At 65.2% G+C, this 15,807-nt stretch carries 17 protein-coding genes and 1 tRNA gene; 9 read left to right on the top strand and 9 right to left on the bottom strand.

The window, feature by feature from the left end:
* Positions 1 to 11 precede the first annotated feature (11 nt).
* Genes ACW5CM_RS05590 through ACW5CM_RS05580 form a run of 3 tightly spaced genes read left to right on the top strand, consistent with a single transcriptional unit; the run spans position 12 to position 1,837 of the window.
* Entirely contained in the window at positions 12 to 680 is a 669-nt protein-coding gene (locus ACW5CM_RS05590; protein WP_457124410.1) for a GntR family transcriptional regulator, read from the top strand.
* Between the two features lie 42 nt (positions 681 to 722).
* Entirely contained in the window at positions 723 to 968 is a 246-nt protein-coding gene (locus ACW5CM_RS05585) for a hypothetical protein (RefSeq protein ID WP_438255658.1), read from the top strand.
* Positions 965 to 1,837, top strand: coding sequence for a hypothetical protein (locus tag ACW5CM_RS05580; protein WP_439255833.1), 873 nt, complete (start codon positions 965 to 967; stop codon positions 1,835 to 1,837). Before ACW5CM_RS05585 ends, ACW5CM_RS05580 begins: the two co-directional genes overlap by 4 nt.
* A gap of 17 nt (positions 1,838 to 1,854) precedes the next feature.
* Here the strand turns inward: ACW5CM_RS05580 and ACW5CM_RS05575 are convergent, their stop codons facing one another.
* Positions 1,855 to 2,709 (bottom strand): SDR family NAD(P)-dependent oxidoreductase, encoded by an 855-nt coding sequence (locus tag ACW5CM_RS05575; protein ID WP_457124409.1) that lies wholly within the window; start codon positions 2,707 to 2,709, stop codon positions 1,855 to 1,857.
* A gap of 105 nt (positions 2,710 to 2,814) precedes the next feature.
* Between ACW5CM_RS05575 and ACW5CM_RS05570 the strand changes: the two genes are divergently transcribed.
* Both ACW5CM_RS05570 and ACW5CM_RS05565 read left to right on the top strand, forming a co-directional pair.
* Positions 2,815 to 3,375, top strand: coding sequence for an asparagine synthase (locus ACW5CM_RS05570; RefSeq protein WP_438255661.1), 561 nt, complete (start codon positions 2,815 to 2,817; stop codon positions 3,373 to 3,375).
* A 75-nt stretch (positions 3,376 to 3,450) separates the two neighbouring features.
* Positions 3,451 to 3,523: transfer RNA gene (locus tag ACW5CM_RS05565), tRNA-Arg, on the top strand.
* Positions 3,524 to 3,731: 208 nt separating this feature from the next.
* On the opposite strand, the gene ACW5CM_RS05560 is transcribed toward ACW5CM_RS05565, so the two are convergent.
* Genes ACW5CM_RS05560 through ACW5CM_RS05550 form a run of 3 tightly spaced genes read right to left on the bottom strand, consistent with a single transcriptional unit; the run spans position 3,732 to position 4,427 of the window.
* Complete coding sequence (locus tag ACW5CM_RS05560; RefSeq protein WP_438255662.1) at positions 3,732 to 3,971, bottom strand: putative acetyltransferase; 240 nt, start codon at positions 3,969 to 3,971, stop codon at positions 3,732 to 3,734.
* A gap of 28 nt (positions 3,972 to 3,999) precedes the next feature.
* The gene (locus ACW5CM_RS05555) at positions 4,000 to 4,137 is read right to left on the bottom strand and encodes a hypothetical protein (protein WP_438255663.1); all 138 of its coding nucleotides are present in this window, start codon (positions 4,135 to 4,137) and stop codon (positions 4,000 to 4,002) included.
* The gene (locus ACW5CM_RS05550; RefSeq protein ID WP_438255664.1) at positions 4,137 to 4,427 is read right to left on the bottom strand and encodes a hypothetical protein; all 291 of its coding nucleotides are present in this window, start codon (positions 4,425 to 4,427) and stop codon (positions 4,137 to 4,139) included. Before ACW5CM_RS05550 ends, ACW5CM_RS05555 begins: the two co-directional genes overlap by 1 nt.
* 676 nt (positions 4,428 to 5,103) lie before the next feature.
* Here ACW5CM_RS05550 and ACW5CM_RS05545 point away from each other — a divergent pair.
* Entirely contained in the window at positions 5,104 to 6,609 is a 1,506-nt protein-coding gene (locus tag ACW5CM_RS05545) for an L-serine ammonia-lyase, iron-sulfur-dependent, subunit alpha (protein ID WP_438255665.1), read from the top strand.
* 121 nt (positions 6,610 to 6,730) lie between these two features.
* On the opposite strand, the gene ACW5CM_RS05540 is transcribed toward ACW5CM_RS05545, so the two are convergent.
* On the bottom strand, positions 6,731 to 7,447 hold the full coding sequence (locus tag ACW5CM_RS05540) for an ATP-dependent helicase C-terminal domain-containing protein (protein ID WP_457124408.1): 717 nt from the start codon (positions 7,445 to 7,447) through the stop codon (positions 6,731 to 6,733).
* A gap of 58 nt (positions 7,448 to 7,505) precedes the next feature.
* Complete coding sequence (locus tag ACW5CM_RS05535) at positions 7,506 to 9,308, bottom strand: helicase-related protein (protein WP_457124407.1); 1,803 nt, start codon at positions 9,306 to 9,308, stop codon at positions 7,506 to 7,508.
* A 56-nt stretch (positions 9,309 to 9,364) separates the two neighbouring features.
* Between ACW5CM_RS05535 and ACW5CM_RS05530 the strand changes: the two genes are divergently transcribed.
* Positions 9,365 to 9,559, top strand: a complete 195-nt coding sequence (locus tag ACW5CM_RS05530) for a TetR family transcriptional regulator (protein ID WP_438255667.1) — start codon at positions 9,365 to 9,367, stop codon at positions 9,557 to 9,559.
* Between the two features lie 24 nt (positions 9,560 to 9,583).
* On the opposite strand, the gene ACW5CM_RS05525 is transcribed toward ACW5CM_RS05530, so the two are convergent.
* On the bottom strand, positions 9,584 to 11,212 hold the full coding sequence (locus ACW5CM_RS05525; protein WP_438255668.1) for a flotillin family protein: 1,629 nt from the start codon (positions 11,210 to 11,212) through the stop codon (positions 9,584 to 9,586).
* A gap of 92 nt (positions 11,213 to 11,304) precedes the next feature.
* On the bottom strand, positions 11,305 to 11,733 hold the full coding sequence (locus ACW5CM_RS05520) for a MarR family winged helix-turn-helix transcriptional regulator (protein ID WP_439255839.1): 429 nt from the start codon (positions 11,731 to 11,733) through the stop codon (positions 11,305 to 11,307).
* A gap of 273 nt (positions 11,734 to 12,006) precedes the next feature.
* On the opposite strand from ACW5CM_RS05520, the gene ACW5CM_RS05515 reads away from it, so the two are divergent.
* Positions 12,007 to 12,891 (top strand): aminoglycoside phosphotransferase family protein, encoded by an 885-nt coding sequence (locus ACW5CM_RS05515; protein WP_457124406.1) that lies wholly within the window; start codon positions 12,007 to 12,009, stop codon positions 12,889 to 12,891.
* Between the two features lie 142 nt (positions 12,892 to 13,033).
* Here ACW5CM_RS05515 and ACW5CM_RS05510 read toward each other — a convergent pair whose 3' ends face one another.
* Positions 13,034 to 13,381 carry a winged helix-turn-helix transcriptional regulator gene (locus ACW5CM_RS05510; protein WP_457124405.1) on the bottom strand — a complete coding sequence of 116 codons (348 nt, stop codon included), beginning with the start codon at positions 13,379 to 13,381 and terminating at the stop codon, positions 13,034 to 13,036.
* A 169-nt stretch (positions 13,382 to 13,550) separates the two neighbouring features.
* Here ACW5CM_RS05510 and ACW5CM_RS05505 point away from each other — a divergent pair, with 169 nt between their 5' ends.
* Positions 13,551 to 15,647, top strand: a complete 2,097-nt coding sequence (locus tag ACW5CM_RS05505; RefSeq protein ID WP_457124404.1) for a HelD family protein — start codon at positions 13,551 to 13,553, stop codon at positions 15,645 to 15,647.
* The last annotated feature ends 160 nt before the right edge of the window (positions 15,648 to 15,807 follow it).

The following is a 15,807-nucleotide window of genomic DNA, read 5'->3' as shown; positions in this document are numbered from 1 at the left end:
AGAATGCCTGCATGGGGGCAATTTCGGGGGAACTCGAATCAGTGCGCGTTGCGCGTCTGCTTCGCGAGGACATCGTGTTGGGCAGACGAGCGCCCGGGTCAAAGATCGTCGAGCGCGACATCGCCGCAGAGCTGGCTGTTTCGCGGCTTCCAGTGCGTGAGGCGATTCGGATGCTGGATGCCGAGGGTATCGTCGTTGCGCGTCCGCGCACCTGGGCCGTTGTTCGCGAGTTCAGCCTGCAGGACGTTCAGGACTTCGCCGAAGTGCGTCAGTCCATCGAGCTGCTGCTGTTCGTGTATGCGACCGAGCGCCATGATGAAGCCGGGCTGGCGGAGCTGCGGCGCCGGGTGGAGCGCGAGGAGCAGGCTGCTCGCGCGGGTGACGTCCACGAGTCGCGTGCGGCAGCCGGTTCTTTCCACGAGTACATGGCGGTGCTGGCTCGCAACGACATGCTCACCGAGATGGTGCGGGTGTTCGGCACGCGTCTGAAATGGGTCTTCGGCCAGCACGATGACCTCGAGGCGATGGCGCAGGAACACCGGGGACTCTACGAAGCGATCGCGGCGCGTGATGTCGAGCTCGTCAAGGAGCGCGTTGTCCAGCATCTTGAAGAGGGGCGACAGGCTGCCGTGCGGCGGTTCCAGCCCGACCCGTCATCTCTCGCAACGTTGAGCGAATAAGCTCGGTTCTGCGGAGGGGGACTCCGATTGCTGGGAAGAAGTATGCGTATTCTCGCACTTGCTCTGGGCGCCCTGCTGTTAGTGGGCGGCGGGGCACTTGTCGTGCTCGCAGACCAGGAACGGGAAGCGGCGCTTGAGCAGATGCACCAGAACGTCGCCGTGCTGGATGCGAACCTCGAGCGCGCGCGTAACGAGAACCTGCAGCGCGCTGAGCAGCTGACCGCATTGCGTTCTGCGATTGCCGAGCAGCGGGCACAGCTCGCCGACACCGACGGGTTTCTGGAATGATGCTCCGGCGCGTGCTCGTGGTCGTCGTGACGCTCCTGATCGTGGGCGGCGGAGCCTTCGCCGCGAAGTCACACTCGCTGGAGAGTCAGCGCGCGGTGCTGCTCGCCCAGAGCAAGACGGCGCAGTCGGAGCTCACCACGACCACTGCCCGCGGTGGCTACCTCGAGTCGCTGATCGCGCACCACGAGGGTGAACAAGCCGAGCTGGAGGCCGTGCTCGCGGTGCGGGCAGGCTTCGTTTCTGAAGTTGCCGCTCTGCGTGACGCGCTGGCGAAGGCGGAGGGGAAGATCGACACCGCAACGTATCGCGCGGCTGCTGTCGGTGCGCAGAACACCGTGATTCAGGAGGACGAGGACCCCGTCGTCGTGACCAATGCCACAGCGACGATTCACGCTCTCACCGCCAAGGTGAATGAAGGGCTCGGCACATGGGAGGAGAGTCAGCGGCGCGCCGCCGCGGCCGATGCACCACTGTGGTCGAGCAGCGGCGCGGACGGCTATGCCCGTGTGCGTGCTGCCCTTGATCATGTCGGCGGTGGTGCGGTTGGGCTCTACGAATCTGCCTCCTGCGCTGGGGGAACAGCACCGGCATGCGCGAACAGTAACGGTTACATCAAATACCGCGCTGATGTCGCCGGGTGGGATGAATCCCGGCTGAACTGGGCGATGGCGCATGAGCTCGCGCACATCTATCAGTTCGCCGTGTGGGGGTCGCTGAACTCGGCGCCGGCTTATCAGTCGATGTTCGGCAGCGATCCGGAGTTCCTCGCCAATTGCATGGCGGTGGTACGTGGGTACCCGGGGTCGGTGGGCTGCGGGCACGACCAGCAGGTGTGGGCCTCAGGAATCTGGGTCGGCTCCGTGCGCTGACCCCTCACCGGGCCGGGCTACTTCGCTCGGCCGTGCGACTTCACCGGGGTTGTCGTATCGACCGCCTGGCGCAGCGGCGCGCGCATGACGCTCCAGTAACCCGTCGGCGTGAGCCGGGTGAGCAGATCGATGATGCGCGCTTCTCGGCCGATCATGGTGCGGGCTTTGCGGCGTTCGGTCGCGCGGATGATGCGCGCCGCGGCGTCCGCAGGCTCGGTGTGGTACATCGCGGCCTGGGCGGATGCCGCGCGTGCAGCAACGGCAGGGTCAATGGCGGCGGCGTAGCGTCCGTGCAGGATGATGCCGGTGCGCACGCCACCCGGATACACTGCTCCGACGCTGACCGTGCTGTCTTCGAGTTCATGGCGAAGTGCTTCAGAGAAGCCGCGCACGGCGAATTTGCTCATCGAGTAGGGGATACGGCCGGCCGGTGAGGCGAGGGCGTAGACACTGGCGAGATGGGTGATGTGGGCCCGCGGTGCGCGGCGCAGTGCCGGCAGGAGCGCTTTGGTGATCGACACCGTGCCCCACAGGTTCACATCGACGAGCCAGCGCATCTCCTCCATGGTCAGCTGGTCGAGGCTTCCGAGCATGGACGAGCCGGCGCAGGTGATGAGCGCGTTGATCCGCGGATGCGCGGCTGTCACGTCGGCGGCAGCCGCGACGACCGCCTCGTCGCAGCGCAGATCGACGATGTGCGTCGTGGCCCGGCCCGGCAGATCGGCTGCGAGGGCTGTCAGAGCTTCGGCGTTATAGTCGATCAGAGCGAGGTCTGCGCCGGTATCGGACAGCTGCCGTGCGATTTCGGCACCCATGCCGCTGGCGGCACCGGTGATCACGGTAGTGTTTCCGGTCAGGGTGAGCCGTGGCATCAATTCCTCCTCGAGGCGCGTATCGGGTTTGCGCCATGAGCTGAGTTCTATTGTTACCGACAATGGCGTCGGTGGGTAACGGTACGATTTTGGCAGGAGGTTGTGGTGGGACGAACTGCGGATGCTATCGCCGAGGGCGTCGCCATTGCCGCGGCCGCTGCACGCCTGGCCGTGAAGAACCAGATTCTCGTGGGCACGATCGCCAAGGGCGGGGTGTTCGATGCTGCGCAGTACCTTGACGTCGCGCGCGACGCGCTGCTGGCGATGGCGGCTGAATCCGAGCAGGCTGCCGAAATGGTCACAAAACTCCGTCGACGGGCTCGTGGCCGCCACTCCGACCCCTCCGGCACGCACGACTACCGTGATCGCGATGTGCGAAACCTTCGTCGTCGTGCCAAGCAGTCGGCAGGTGTCGCTGATCGGTTGAAGGCGATGGCAGACAACTCTGAGCAACTCGGGGTGCTGGTCGAAGACGCACGTGAGGCTGCCTGGGCGGATGTGCGGGGAAACCTGGATCGTCGTCTGCATGTTGAGGGCATGCGTCCCGACCAAGATCCCCAGTACGCGGTCATGCGCGAGGCGCGGATGCAGGCCCTTCGGCTCGTCGATCTGCAAGCGCTTTCGTCTGAGCAGCGAGCGCGACGAAAGCGCGAAACGCAGGGTTGACGCCCGGTTTCGCATTCAGGGCACTCGTCATGTATTCTTGCTGAGGCCCGTTCCACTGGAACAGGCCGAAAATATGCGCCCGTAGCTCAATGGATAGAGCATCTGACTACGGATCAGAAGGTTAGGGGTTCGAGTCCCTTCGGGCGCACAGAGTATTGAAGCAAATGAACGAAAAAAGAGCCGATAATCGGCTCTTTTTTTGTTTCTACGGGTCTTCTGATCGCGTCTGATGCGAATCAGAGGAGCTTGAGGTCGCCGCTTCGAAGGTGGTACCAACCGGCAGGAACAATCATGAGATCGCGCGGGTAAAGCTTGAACTGCGCCAGGGAAGGACCCGCGCTCGGCGGAAGGGCCGGTCAGCCCAGCGGCGGGTACCGCGGTGCGCGGCGCTGCGGAGGGGGCGGTACCGCTTTCGCCGCGGTCACATCATCCAGCCGGATGGCGACCAGCCCGCGCCGCGTTTCCACCACGCATCCACCGTCGCTGCACTCCCGCAAGAAGCCGACAGCGTCGGTGAAGCCGCCGGGGATCCGCTTGCGCACGGTCATCCGCGTTCCCAGAGGAGCATTGCGGATGAACTCGATGGCGTCAGGCATGGCCTCAGCCTAGGCGCGTCTATCGCACTCAGTGGGGCTCGACGTCGACCCGCTCGTGGCGCTTGGTTACCGGCACCTCGCGTCGGCCGTCCGCGCTTGGAACGCGGCGTCGCTGCACGAACCGGCTGGTCCCATCCGGTGTCTTCTCCCAGATCCACTCGAGCATCAGTCTTGCTTTCCTTCGTGCATGGCTGCTTGGATGCGGCGGTCAAGATCGTCGAGCTCGGCCATCACTTCGGATGCCGCCCAGACGCGGTCCTTCTTGCGTCCCGTGATCTCCTCGATGAAGCAGGCGTTGACCAGCTGGTCGATCGCCCTGTAGGCGGCTGTGGGGGAACCGGCTGTGGCTTCGATCTCGTTGGTGCTCATGACGGGGTGGTCGTAGAACGCCTGGATGAGAGCAGCTGCAGTGGAGTTCGCGCGTGGCTTCAGCTCTGCAGCCCACAGTTCGGGCATCGCCTTCAGCCGGGCGATGGTCTCGCGGGAGCATTCGGCGGCCGCGCGCGTAGAAAGCGCGAACAGGTCGATGAGCGGTGCAGGATCGCAGAGGCGGCGGACTCTGAGCGAACCATGAAGCGGCTGAGGGCGGCGGAGTGCCCCTCGGCGTCGATGTCGGCCTGGGCTATAGCGAGCAGTGCGCGCTCGGTGTGGAGCGTCACCTTCAGTGGCGGCATGTAGTCGAGTTCGCGGATGAACGGCGGGATGGCCTGCGCAAATTCCCACTTGGAAGAGTTAACCGGTGATTTGCTGGGCGAAATTACCGGTTTCGGTCATCGCAATCGCGGGACCGCATCCGCTCCAGCACCAATGAATCGAGCTGACTGCCCGACGATGATGAGCGTGGTTCGGCATATGTCCGGGTAGCTAGAGATCAAGTGGCTGCAGAACGAGATACTCAAGGCGGCGAGCATGCTTTTCGCGAAGGAGCTCGACCGCCCCTGGACGAGATTGCACCCGCCGCGCAATGTGTGCACGAATGTGTGCACCGGGCGCCAATACTCGAGTCCCTTCGGGCGCACATTCCGGATAAAACCCTCGCTTCGGCGGGGTTTTTGTCGTTGTCGGGTGACTCACCAATCACCGTTTCTTCTTTTACCCTGGCGAGTCTGGCAACCGAGCGTAGCCTGGAGTCGTGACAGCGTACGTCTCGGCATTCGACTTCTTCTCCATCGGGGTGGGACCTTCGAGCTCCCACACGGTCGGACCGATGCGGGCGGCGCTTGATTTCGCTCGACGGTTGAGCCGCAGCGGGCAGCTTCCCGATGTCGCACGAGTGACGTGCACACTGTTCGGCTCGCTCGGCGCGACCGGCATCGGTCATGGCACCCCCGATGCTGTGGTGGCAGGCCTCCGCGGACTCGCACCCGAGACCTGCGATCCCGCAGAAGTCCGCCGGGCCTGGACCGACTTCCCCGACGCAGGATCGTTGCTGATCGATGGCACGCACGCGGTCGCTTTCGCAAAGACCGACATCGGGTTCGCACCGCGTACGCGGCTGCCCGGGCATCCGAACGCCATGACTCTGCGTGCGGAGGGCATCGACGGCGACGCGCTCGCCGAAGAGACCTACTACTCCGTCGGCGGTGGGTTTATCCGCCGTGATGGCGAAGAAGCGTCCGTCGGCTCCGGTGTCCTGCCCTACGACTATGTCGATGCGGCATCGCTGTTGGCGCTGTGCGACGAACACGGGCTGTCGATCGCCGACGTCGCACGGCTGAACGAGATGGCGCTCCGTTCTGAAGAGGACGTCGCGGCCGGCCTCGACGCGATCTGGGATGCGATGGCGTCCTGCGTCGACGCCGGTCTGCACGCCGACGGTGTGCTGCCCGGCTTCCTCAAGGTCAAGCGTCGCGCCGGCGCGATCCGCGAGCAGCTGGAAGCATCCGAAGCGGACGGGGCGAGAGAGATTCCTGGCGAGTGGCTCGGCGCCTTCGCGCTCGCTGTCAACGAAGAGAACGCCGCCGGAGGGCGGGTGGTCACCGCGCCGACGAACGGCGCAGCCGGGATCCTTCCTGCCGTTGCCATGTACTGGTGGCGCTTCCTCGCCGACTCTGGGCTCGGATCGGGTAACGCCGTAACCCCGCACGGCGAACTGGTCGGCAGTGCGCTGCTCGGGTTCAGCGGAGCCTCGGATACCAGGCCGCCCGAGCCTGCCGAGGGGCTCGGGCCGGAACACCTCGTCGCCGAGGCGAATCGCCGGCGCGGCATCCGCCGTTTTCTCCTCACCGCGACCGCTCTCGGGTCGCTGTTCAAGGCGAACGCCTCGATCTCAGGCGCCGAAGGGGGATGCCAGGCCGAGGTGGGTTCCGCATGCGCGATGGCGGCCGCGGGGCTGACCGCGGTCATGGGCGGAACGAATCGGCAGATCGAGAATGCCGCCGAGATCGCCATGGAGCATCACCTCGGTCTCACCTGCGATCCGATCGGCGGGCTGGTGCAGATTCCCTGCATCGAACGCAATGCGATCGCCGCATCCACCGCGGTGACGGCTGCTCGTCTCGCCCTGCGCGGGGATGGCCAGCACTACGTGTCTCTGGACGCCGTGGTCGAGACGATGCGGCAGACCGGCCTGGACATGTCCACGAAGTACAAGGAGACCAGCGAGGGCGGACTCGCGGTCAACGTCATCGAGTGCTGAGCTCTCGCCGTTCATAACTCCTGAAAAGTCCGGGGTGTGGTTCCGGGCGGCCGCGTGTTTCCGGGGTCTGTGCGCCCGCAGCGGCCGAGCCAGCGCAAACGAGCAGGGCGGCGCGCCAGGTCTACTTCTGGTTCGCGCGACGCTTCGTGTGCCGGGTGGGAACCGCCGACCAGGGGTCCTCAGGCCATGGATGCTTCGGGTACCGTCCCCGCATCTCCGCCCGCACCTGCGCGTAGGGTCCTGCCCAGAACGAGGCCAGGTCGTCGGTGACAGCGAGCGGGTGTCCGCCGGGGGAGAGCAGATGAAACAGTACCGGCACTCGGCCGCCGACCAGCAGTGGCGTCTCGGCCCATCCGAAGCACTCCTGCAGCTTCACTGCCACAACAGGCCGCGCAGTCGGGTCATCGACAGGCGGGTAGGTGAGACGCACGCGTGAACCGCTGGGTACCTCGAGACGTTCGGGAACCAGAGCGTCGAAGTCGACGGCTGCTGGCCAGGGAAGCACGCGTCGGAGCGCCGAGGTCAGATCGATGCGCGCGGCGGGAGTGCCCGTGGCGAGGGTCGAGAGCTCAGAGGCGAGCCAGGAATCGAGGGTGCCGAGGAGCGCGGCATCGGAGACGTCCGGCCAGGGGGACCCGAGCTCGCGATGCAGCAGAGCGAGGCGCCGCCGCAATCCATCGGCGGCCTCTGACCAGGTGAACACCCCGAGGCCCTGTTCTTCGACGGCGCGGCGCGCGGCATCTCGGCTGCCTTCACCTGCCTGAACGCGCATAGGAACAGACGAGCGGACGATCGCGCCGAGCCGACGCTCGCGACGCGCCTGGACGCGCCCATTCACGAACTGGGCTTCGATCCGGTCAGTGATCAGATGAGTCGCTGCCTGCTCCGCTTGGCTCTCAGAGATGGGCGGCGGCGGAGCGGATGATCGCTCCGGTGCCGGCGGCAGCTCGATCCTGAGCGCGCGTGACATCGGCCACCGCCAGCCACTCGACACCGGCGAGCGGACCAGCGATGCCCGCACGGGTTCCGGATGCGAGGAGGAAGATAGCACCGTGCGTCGAGTGATCGACGCGGCGGGCGATCCGCTCCGGGAAGGCGAGTGCGATGACGAGTCCAACCGGATCCGTGCTTCTGCGCTCTGCACCTGTGTTGCTGGTCTTGCTGGAAGTGGAGGTGAATCGTTCGAGGCGTCGGACTTCCTGCTCCCAGCGGCGGGTGTCAGGGCTTCGTCCGTTTCGCAGCGCGATGAGCGTGGTCGCGACATCTCCGTCCGCGACACGAAGTTCGCCGCCGATCAGGGCGACGACCTCGGCCGCGGTGCGCGCACCAACCAGCGCGCTGCCGTCGCGAAGTGCGCGGGCGAGGCGAGGATCGGTCGGGACCTTGGCGAGCTGCCTGCCTGCTGCGGTGGCACGGCCATCGGCATCGATCGCGCCGAGTCCGCACAACACCCCGAGCGCGTCGCTCAGGCTGTCTGCGGGCAGAGGATCGACGAGGCGAAGACCAGCACCTGCGGGTGCACCCCAGCAGGCGAGGAGTAACGCAGCATCGGTGAGGTCTGTCGTGGCGATCTCCGGGGCCGGTCGCGCGGGTGCTGCGGCGAACGTGCGCTCGTCGACGCATCGCACCACCACGCCGGGTCCGTGTCGGGTCGCACGCCCCGCACGCTGGATGGCAGAGGCACGGGAGGTGGGACCGGTGACCAGACCGCTCATGCCGCGGGCAGCATCGCGTTGCGGTGCGCGAGACAGGCACGTGTCGACGACGAGGCGCACGCCGGGAACGGTCAGCGACGATTCCGCGAGGGACGTGGTGACAATGATGCGTGGGACTTCACCTGCGCTGCGCCCACCGATCACGGCATCCTGCTCGGCGGGGGGAATCTGGCCATGCAACTCGCGGACATCGAACTCTGCACCGAGACCGCGGATGCGCCGGGCGATCTCGGAGACCTCACGGGCGCCGGGCGCGAAGACGAGGGCGTCGGCCGTCGAATCACTCCGGATCAGCGCACGATGTGCGTCGACCGCTGTACTCGCGACGTGATCGAGGAAAGCCCAGGTCACGCCGCGCTGGTCCAGCCGGGGTGCGGGGCTCGGCGCCCAGCGCACAGTGAGCGGATGCGCCGCGACCGTCTGCGTCACAACCGGGGCAGGAGCGGCATCCGTGCCGAGCACCTGCGCGAAGCGATCGGCGTCGAGCGTCGCCGACATCGCGACGATCATGAGATCCTCGCGCAGCTCGCGGACTTCGCCGAGCAAGCCGATCAGCAGATCGGTTTCGAGGGCGCGTTCGTGCACCTCATCGATCACGACAGCGCCGATGCCTTCGAGGCCGGGATCGTCGAGCAGGCGACGCAGCAACACGCCGGCGGTGACGAACTCGATCAGGGTGGAGCTGTCTACCTGGCGCTCGCCGCGGACGGTGAATCCGACGCGCGAGCCGAGGGGTGAGCCGTCCAGCTGGGCGAGCCGTCGGGCGGCTGCGCGCGCGGCAACCCGCCGAGGCTGAGTCACGATGACTCGGCCGGACACACGGCCGGCAATGATGGGCGGAACGAGTGTGGTCTTGCCCGTTCCGGGTGGTGAGCTGACGACGACTGACGCATTGCGGTCAAGCGCAGCGTTGAGGTCATCGACGGCGGCGGAAAATGCCAGCCCACGACCGATCTTCAACTGGTCGAACGGCGCACGGGTCACCACTCCAGTGTCTCTTGTTCTGAGCGCGTGTACGACCGCGCCGTAGGCTGAAACCCATGACCGCCACTCGGGGGCGCGGGCGTCCGCGCGCAGCAACAGGAGCGCTCGAGCGCATTGTCGCCGCCGCTCTCCACGAGTTCGGCGAGCATGGATATGACGATGCGACAGTACGTGCGATCGCGGCCGGCGCCGAAGCCGACGCGGCCCAGCCTGAGACGAGATGCAGAAGGCGCCGGTCACGGACCAGATGATCCGCGCCGGCGCCTTCTGAGTAGTTACTCGGCCGATGCAGTCGGCGGGGGAGTGGCAGCAGGTTCGGCGGGCTTCGTCTTCGCACGCTTCGTCGGCGCGGAGGCAGGAGCCTGCTGCTGTGTCTGGGCGAGTCCATCGCCGATTCCGCGGCCAACAGCCTGGCCCTGGATGATTCCCGCGAGGTCGAGACCGGTAGCGGAGCTCACGCTGTCGAACACGGACTTCAACGCTTTCGCGCTGTCGGCGCCGACGACGCTGGAAGCACCGTCTTCGCCGGAACCGCCGATGATCGAGACACTGCCGATCGTGGCGTAGCCCTTCGCAAACTCGCTCATGATCGACGGCAGCACATCGAGCACGCGCTGCGACAGGAACGCTTCCTGGTTGGACGCGATGGCCTTTGCCTCTGCTTCGAGGGCGGATGCTCGCGCATCACCCTCTGCACGGATAGCATCGGCTTCTGCATTGGCACGAAGGCGGCGAGCTTCGGATTCGGCCTCGGCGAGCGCGCGGAGGGCGTTGGCCTCACCGGTTGCCTTAGCTTCGGCGGCGTGGGCTTCACCGGCGGCGCGGGCACGGTCGGCCTCTGCCTGCTGCTCAGCGATGCGGGTGCGGGCCTCAGCCTGTTTCACCTGCTCGATCGCAGCGGCTTCTGCGGCACGCTCACGCGTGTACAGGTCGGCCTGGGCGCGAGTCTCTGCTTCGTACTTCTGCGCGTCCGCAACACGCTTGACGTCAGCATCCAGCTGGGCCTGACGGTTCTCAGCGTTCTGCTGGAGCACTGCCTGCTCGGCCTGCGCACGGGCGAGGTGCTCGGCCTGCTCTGCTTCGGCGCGGGCTCGACCGATGCCGGCGTTGGCGTTAGCGGTGTTCGTGTCGAGCGCGGTCTGCTCGACCAGGTTGGATTCCTGGTTGGTGATGACCCTCTGGTTGATCGCGCGGTCGGCGTTCGTCTGCGAGATCTCGGCCGACTGTCGCTTGGACTGGATCTCCGGTGCACCGAGGGACTGGATGTAGCCGACGGCGTCCGTGATGCCCTTGATCTGGAACGAGTCGAGGATCAGGCCCTGCTCGGCGAGATCTTGCGAGACATCGGCGGCGATCTGGTCAGAGAACTTCTTACGGTCTCTCATCAGTTCGACGACGGAGAGGGTGGCGACGATACCGCGCAATGCGCCTTCGAGCTGCTCAGTGGTGAACTGCTCGATCGCCTTGTCCTGTGAGGCGAAGCGCTCTGCAGCGCGGCGCACGTAGAGCGGGTCGGATGCGATCTTAACGATCGCAACACCGTCGACGTTCAGCGTCACGCTGTCGAGAGACTGAGCTTCGGCGTTGAGCGACACCTGGCGCGAGCGCAGCGAGATGATCTCGTGGCGCTGGGTGATCGGGTTGACGAGCGACTTGCCGTTGACGATCACGGTGACGGGGGATTCGACCAGCTCGGGCTGGCCCGAAATGCTTCCGTCGGCGTTGCGTGTTTCTACGGTGCGTTGCACCTTCTGCTTGCGTCCTGAGATGACAAGCGCCTCATCGGCACGTGCGACCTTAATCCAGCTGCGTGCAAACAGCAGGACGATCAGGCCGACCACGATCAGGACGATGACGGCAATGCCGACGATGAGCAGAATGCCGAAGGCTCCGGCGATCTCCATAGTTTTCCCTCCGAGCCCCCGGCTTTCGCGGGAACGTCAGGTTCGACTATGCCAGAGATAGCCTCCGATGGGTGAGGCTGTGGATGCTCGGTTCAGAGCCCGCGGAGCTTGTTGGTGAGTCGGCGGAGCGTGCGCAGCTCATCATCGTCGAGCGGCGACATGCTCTCGACAATCGAACGGCTGTGCACCGCCGCGAGCTCGCGGAAGCTGCGGGCGCCGGCATCCGTCGCCGTCAGCAAAGAGCCGCGTCCGTCATCCGGGTCCGAGCTTTTCGAAAGCAGCCCACGGGCGACCATGCGGTCGACCAGGCGCGAGACGCTGGGCTGGCTGATGAGCATGTTCGCTGTCACATCGCGCAAGCGCGCGGTCATTTCTGGCGCGCGCGTGACAGTGAGCAGCACGTCGTATTCGGCTTGCGTGATCTGAGTGTCGTCGAAGTCTGCGGCCATGGTGGCGAAGAGTTCGTGTTGTGCTCGGAACAGGCCTTCCCACGCTTCGAGCGCGAGTTTTCGGTCTGACATGAGAACAGAATATCGCCAATGGTGAAGGGCCGGTCGGAGAGGCTTCCGGCCGGCCCTTGTCCCTTGCACCAAGAGTGTCCTGCAATCACATGCGGTGGATGCCACAGCAAACATTCACCGTGTGATCACTGTATAACGGCCGGGTAACGAATGCAACGGTTTGGTTACGAAAAGTTTTTGGCATCGTTGTCCGATCTCACGAAAGGTGTCGGAATCTCACGAAGGTGTCGGAGCGTCTCCGAGTGCTCACAGGTCGTCAACTAGGCTGGCGCGATGGCTGCCGCTTCCGAAGAGATCACTTCTTCGTTGGTTCGCTCCCTTGTGTCGGAGCAGTTCCCTCAGTGGTCGGAGCTGCCGATCCGCCCGGTGGAAGTTCAGGGGTGGGACAACCGCACCTTCCGGCTTGGTGGCCGAATGTCTGTCCGCCTCCCGAGCGCGGACGGCTACGTCGCCGGCCTAGTCCGGGAGGAGCAAACCCTCGCGATCCTCGGTTCCAGCTTTCGCGTCGCGATCCCCCGCGTAGTAGCGACCGGGGCCTCCTCGGCGGCATTCAACCGACCCTGGTCCGTTCGCGAGTGGATTGAGGGGCACACTTTAACCGCGGTTGAAACGCGCGAGCGAGAGAGCGCCATCAGTAGCTTGGGCGACGCCCTGAGGGAATTGCAGGCCTGCGACACGGTCGGCGGCCCATGGGCGGGAAGCGCATCTGCTTACCGCGGCTGTCACATCAGCGCGGTTGGCGAGGAGATACAGAGCCGGCTCCCCCTCCTGGCCAGACGTCACGCTGAGGGATGTCGGGCACTCTGGGATGCGGCCGTGGCCACGGTGTGGACCGGGCCGCCGGTGTGGGTCCATGGCGATGTCGCGCCAGGCAACATGTTGTTCGATAGCAGCGGCCAATTGGCGGCGCTTATCGACTTCGGACAGACGTGCGTTGGTGATCCCGCCTGCGACCTGGCCTTCGCATGGTTGAGTTGCAGTTCTCGCGAACGTGATCGACTGCACGACCGGCTCGAGCTACCGGAGGATGCATGGCTACGAGGAGCTGCCTGGGCGCTGTGGAAGGCCCTCATCAGTTCCCCCGAAGAGGTGCTTACCAAATACGGGCGCTCACGGGATGCCGTGCTGAGCGACGTGGCCGACCTGGCGACGGGATAAGAACGACGCTCTTTTCCCGTGCCTCCCACTAATCTCGCGGAGACGCACCAGTCTGTTCCGCAAACGGCGTGGGGATGGCACCTGTCGCGTAACCCATGGGTTCGAGGCGGGGAGGTTGCGAGACGCGTCGAAACCCGTAGGTTCAGTTTCTCGGCAGTTCGACCTCGAGGTTCTTTACAGCCCACACCGCGAGGTCGTCCAGAACGGGTTGAACATTCTCGCCTCGTTGTGAGAGGCGGTAGGTGATGTGGACGGGGCGAGTCCGCGTTTCCGCTCGCTGGACGAGTCCGGCCTCAGTGAGGTCGACGAGCCGGTCGGAAAGAACGGAGTCCGTGATCGCTCCAACCGCTCGTCTCAAATCTGTGAACTTCATGGGACCTTCACGGAGGGCCGCGAGGATTCGACCGTTCCACTTCTTGCCCAGAATGCCAAAGGCTGTCTGCAATCCGGCGTCACGCTCAGTGCTCACGAGGCGCGATCGGATTGCCATGCCTTGATCGTATCCAAATTTGACATGACCTGCTATTGAAAAACGAGTACTTGGTTTTCGCAAGTGCTCTGGTTTACTAGTGATCTTGCCCGATTGGCGGTCCCGAACTCTGCCTTGTTTTTCACTGCATCGCGGGGGCACACGGACAGATACATCTGAAGGAGAACCGGTGTTGAACGAGACTGCCTCGCCCCTGGACACACGCGAAGCGGCAATCGCCGAAGAGCAGGACTACGTCAACGCGACCCTGGCCCGCCGGGCAGACATCCTGCACTTCTTGGACACCGAGTTGTCCACCTCCGCACATGACGCGGTCGGCCACGCCCGCCGGCAGGGAATGATTCGGCAACGCGCTGAGCTCACGCACGCCGAGAACGGTCTGATCTTCGGTCGTCTTGACGCCCTTGATGGCAGCACCCTGCGAATCGGGCGCGTTGGAGTCTCCGCAGCGGCAGACGACGCCGACCCGATGGTCATTGACTGGCGCGCACCAGCCGCACGGCCCTTCTACATGGCGACACCTGTCGAGCCGCTCGGGCAGGCACATCGCCGACACATCCGCATTGAAGGCACCACCGTCGCAGGGGTGGACGACGAACCCCTTGACGGTGAGAGCACCAGCGAGCTGGTCGGCGAGGGTGCGCTGTTCAGCGCCCTGTCCGAACGACGCACGGGACAGATGACCAGTGCCGCAGCCACACTCCAACGCGAGCAGGACGAGATCGTGCGCGCGGGGGTTCGGGGACCGCTGGTGGTGCAGGGCGGCCCCGGCACGGGCAAGACGGTTGTCGCGCTCCACCGCGCCGCGTATTTGCTGTTCGCAAGCCCGCAACTCGCCGCACGCGGCGTGCTGACGCTCGGACCGTCACGACGCTTCCTGGACTACATTGCCCAGGTGCTCCCTGCTCTTGGCGAGACGGCCATCGTCGCGGCAACGCCGGATACACTCATCCCTGGAGTGGCAGTCACCGCAGAAGAGTCGCGCACCGTCGAGGGCATCAAGGGACGCGCACTCTGGCAACGAGCGCTTGAGCAGTACGTTGCCGCGCGCACACCCGAGGGGACACCGGTCGCGCTGGTTTGGGAAGGCGAGCAGTATGAAATCCCCGCGGACCTGGTGGACCGCCTCATCAAAACCGCGACGTCCGGGCGCAGCTACCACGCCGCTCAACGGTGGTTCTTCGAGCAGATGCACGACCAGCTCGCGCACGCAATCGCTGAACGCTTCGAGGACGTCTTCGCGAGGATCGACGAAGGCCTCGAGGACGTTGTGCACGCCAAAGTCGCCTTCCAAGAAGTGGATCGCGACAACGAGGGCAGCGAGGTCGACGGCGTACTCACCGAGCAGGAACTCGACAAGCTTCGCGACGACATCGCAATGAACGCCCGTGTGGCCAGCACCCTCGCTAATATTTGGCCGACGCTGGATCCGGCGACAGAACTCCGCCGGCTGCTGAGCGATGAAGAGCTGCTCCAACAGTTCGTCCCCGAGCTGAGCAATGACGAACGACAGGCCGTCGTCGCCACGAAGACTGGCTGGGCAACGGGCGACATTCCGCTCCTCGATGCCGTGTCACACCTCATCGGCGACACCGTCGTTCATCCAGCGTCTGACACCTTCCTCTCCGAACGGGCCGCAGCGCGCCGCGACTGGATCTACGGCCACGTCATCGTCGATGAAGCGCAAGAACTGTCCGAAATGCAATGGCACATGGTTGCCCGCCGTACCCCGCAGCTTTCCATCACCGCGGTGGGTGACATCGACCAGGCCGAGACGCCCCACGAGCACACAACATGGGCGCAAGCGGTCACCGCCGTCTTTGGCGAACGCTGGACCCAAGCGAAACTCACCATCGGCTACCGGACGCCAGCCGAAGTCATGGCGCTCACCGGCCCCATCCTCAAAAAGGCCGGCAGCGTCAATGAGCCACCAAACGCTGTGCGCTTCTCCGGTGTCGACCCCTGGGCACGAGACATCGCCGAGCCTGAACTGGTCGCCGAGATCACCCAAACCTACGAAGAACTCACTGACCGCTGGGCAGGCGGCACGGTCGGTGTCATTGCTGCTGCCCCGAGAGCACTTGAGCTGCAGGCCGCGCTGCCAGGAATCCCGGTCATCACTGCCACCCAATCCAAAGGTCTGGAATGGGACGCCACCCTCGTCATCGATCCCGACGGCATCGCCGCAGAACCACGCGGCTGGAACCGCCTCTATGTGGCACTCACCCGTGCAACCCAGGAACTAGGCCAGATCAAGGTTCGCTAAGAGTCGAGCTCCGGACATCACCATGAGGAGGCTGGAGAAGCGCCCGGAAGCGATCGTTTTCGGTGGAATGACGATCTTGGTCCAGGTGCGGGCAGACACGCCGATCAAGTAGCGACCGCCTCCCTGCCGGAACCTGTTGCACCGAAATGGTCGGCCGGAC

This window comes from Microbacterium wangyouchuni, from assembly GCF_054072595.1.
Note: the sequence above shows the minus strand (reverse complement) of the source record. Positions and strands in the feature narration are given on the sequence as shown.

What these genes read in the sequence shown, in the direction of transcription:
- ACW5CM_RS05590 (WP_457124410.1), top strand. Translation starts at nt 12, where the DNA reads ATGGGGGCAATTTCGGGGGAACTCGAATCAGTGCGCGTTGCGCGTCTG.
- ACW5CM_RS05585 (WP_438255658.1), top strand. Translation starts at nt 723, where the DNA reads ATGCGTATTCTCGCACTTGCTCTGGGCGCCCTGCTGTTAGTGGGCGGC.
- ACW5CM_RS05580 (WP_439255833.1), top strand. Translation starts at nt 965, where the DNA reads ATGATGCTCCGGCGCGTGCTCGTGGTCGTCGTGACGCTCCTGATCGTG.
- ACW5CM_RS05575 (WP_457124409.1), bottom strand. Translation starts at nt 2,709, where the DNA reads ATGCCACGGCTCACCCTGACCGGAAACACTACCGTGATCACCGGTGCC.
- ACW5CM_RS05560 (WP_438255662.1), bottom strand. Translation starts at nt 3,971, where the DNA reads ATGCCTGACGCCATCGAGTTCATCCGCAATGCTCCTCTGGGAACGCGG.
- ACW5CM_RS05555 (WP_438255663.1), bottom strand. Translation starts at nt 4,137, where the DNA reads ATGCTCGAGTGGATCTGGGAGAAGACACCGGATGGGACCAGCCGGTTC.
- ACW5CM_RS05550 (WP_438255664.1), bottom strand. Translation starts at nt 4,427, where the DNA reads ATGCCCGAACTGTGGGCTGCAGAGCTGAAGCCACGCGCGAACTCCACT.
- ACW5CM_RS05530 (WP_438255667.1), top strand. Translation starts at nt 9,365, where the DNA reads ATGACCGCCACTCGGGGGCGCGGGCGTCCGCGCGCAGCAACAGGAGCG.
- ACW5CM_RS05525 (WP_438255668.1), bottom strand. Translation starts at nt 11,212, where the DNA reads ATGGAGATCGCCGGAGCCTTCGGCATTCTGCTCATCGTCGGCATTGCC.
- ACW5CM_RS05520 (WP_439255839.1), bottom strand. Translation starts at nt 11,733, where the DNA reads ATGTCAGACCGAAAACTCGCGCTCGAAGCGTGGGAAGGCCTGTTCCGA.
- ACW5CM_RS05515 (WP_457124406.1), top strand. Translation starts at nt 12,007, where the DNA reads ATGGCTGCCGCTTCCGAAGAGATCACTTCTTCGTTGGTTCGCTCCCTT.
- ACW5CM_RS05510 (WP_457124405.1), bottom strand. Translation starts at nt 13,381, where the DNA reads ATGGCAATCCGATCGCGCCTCGTGAGCACTGAGCGTGACGCCGGATTG.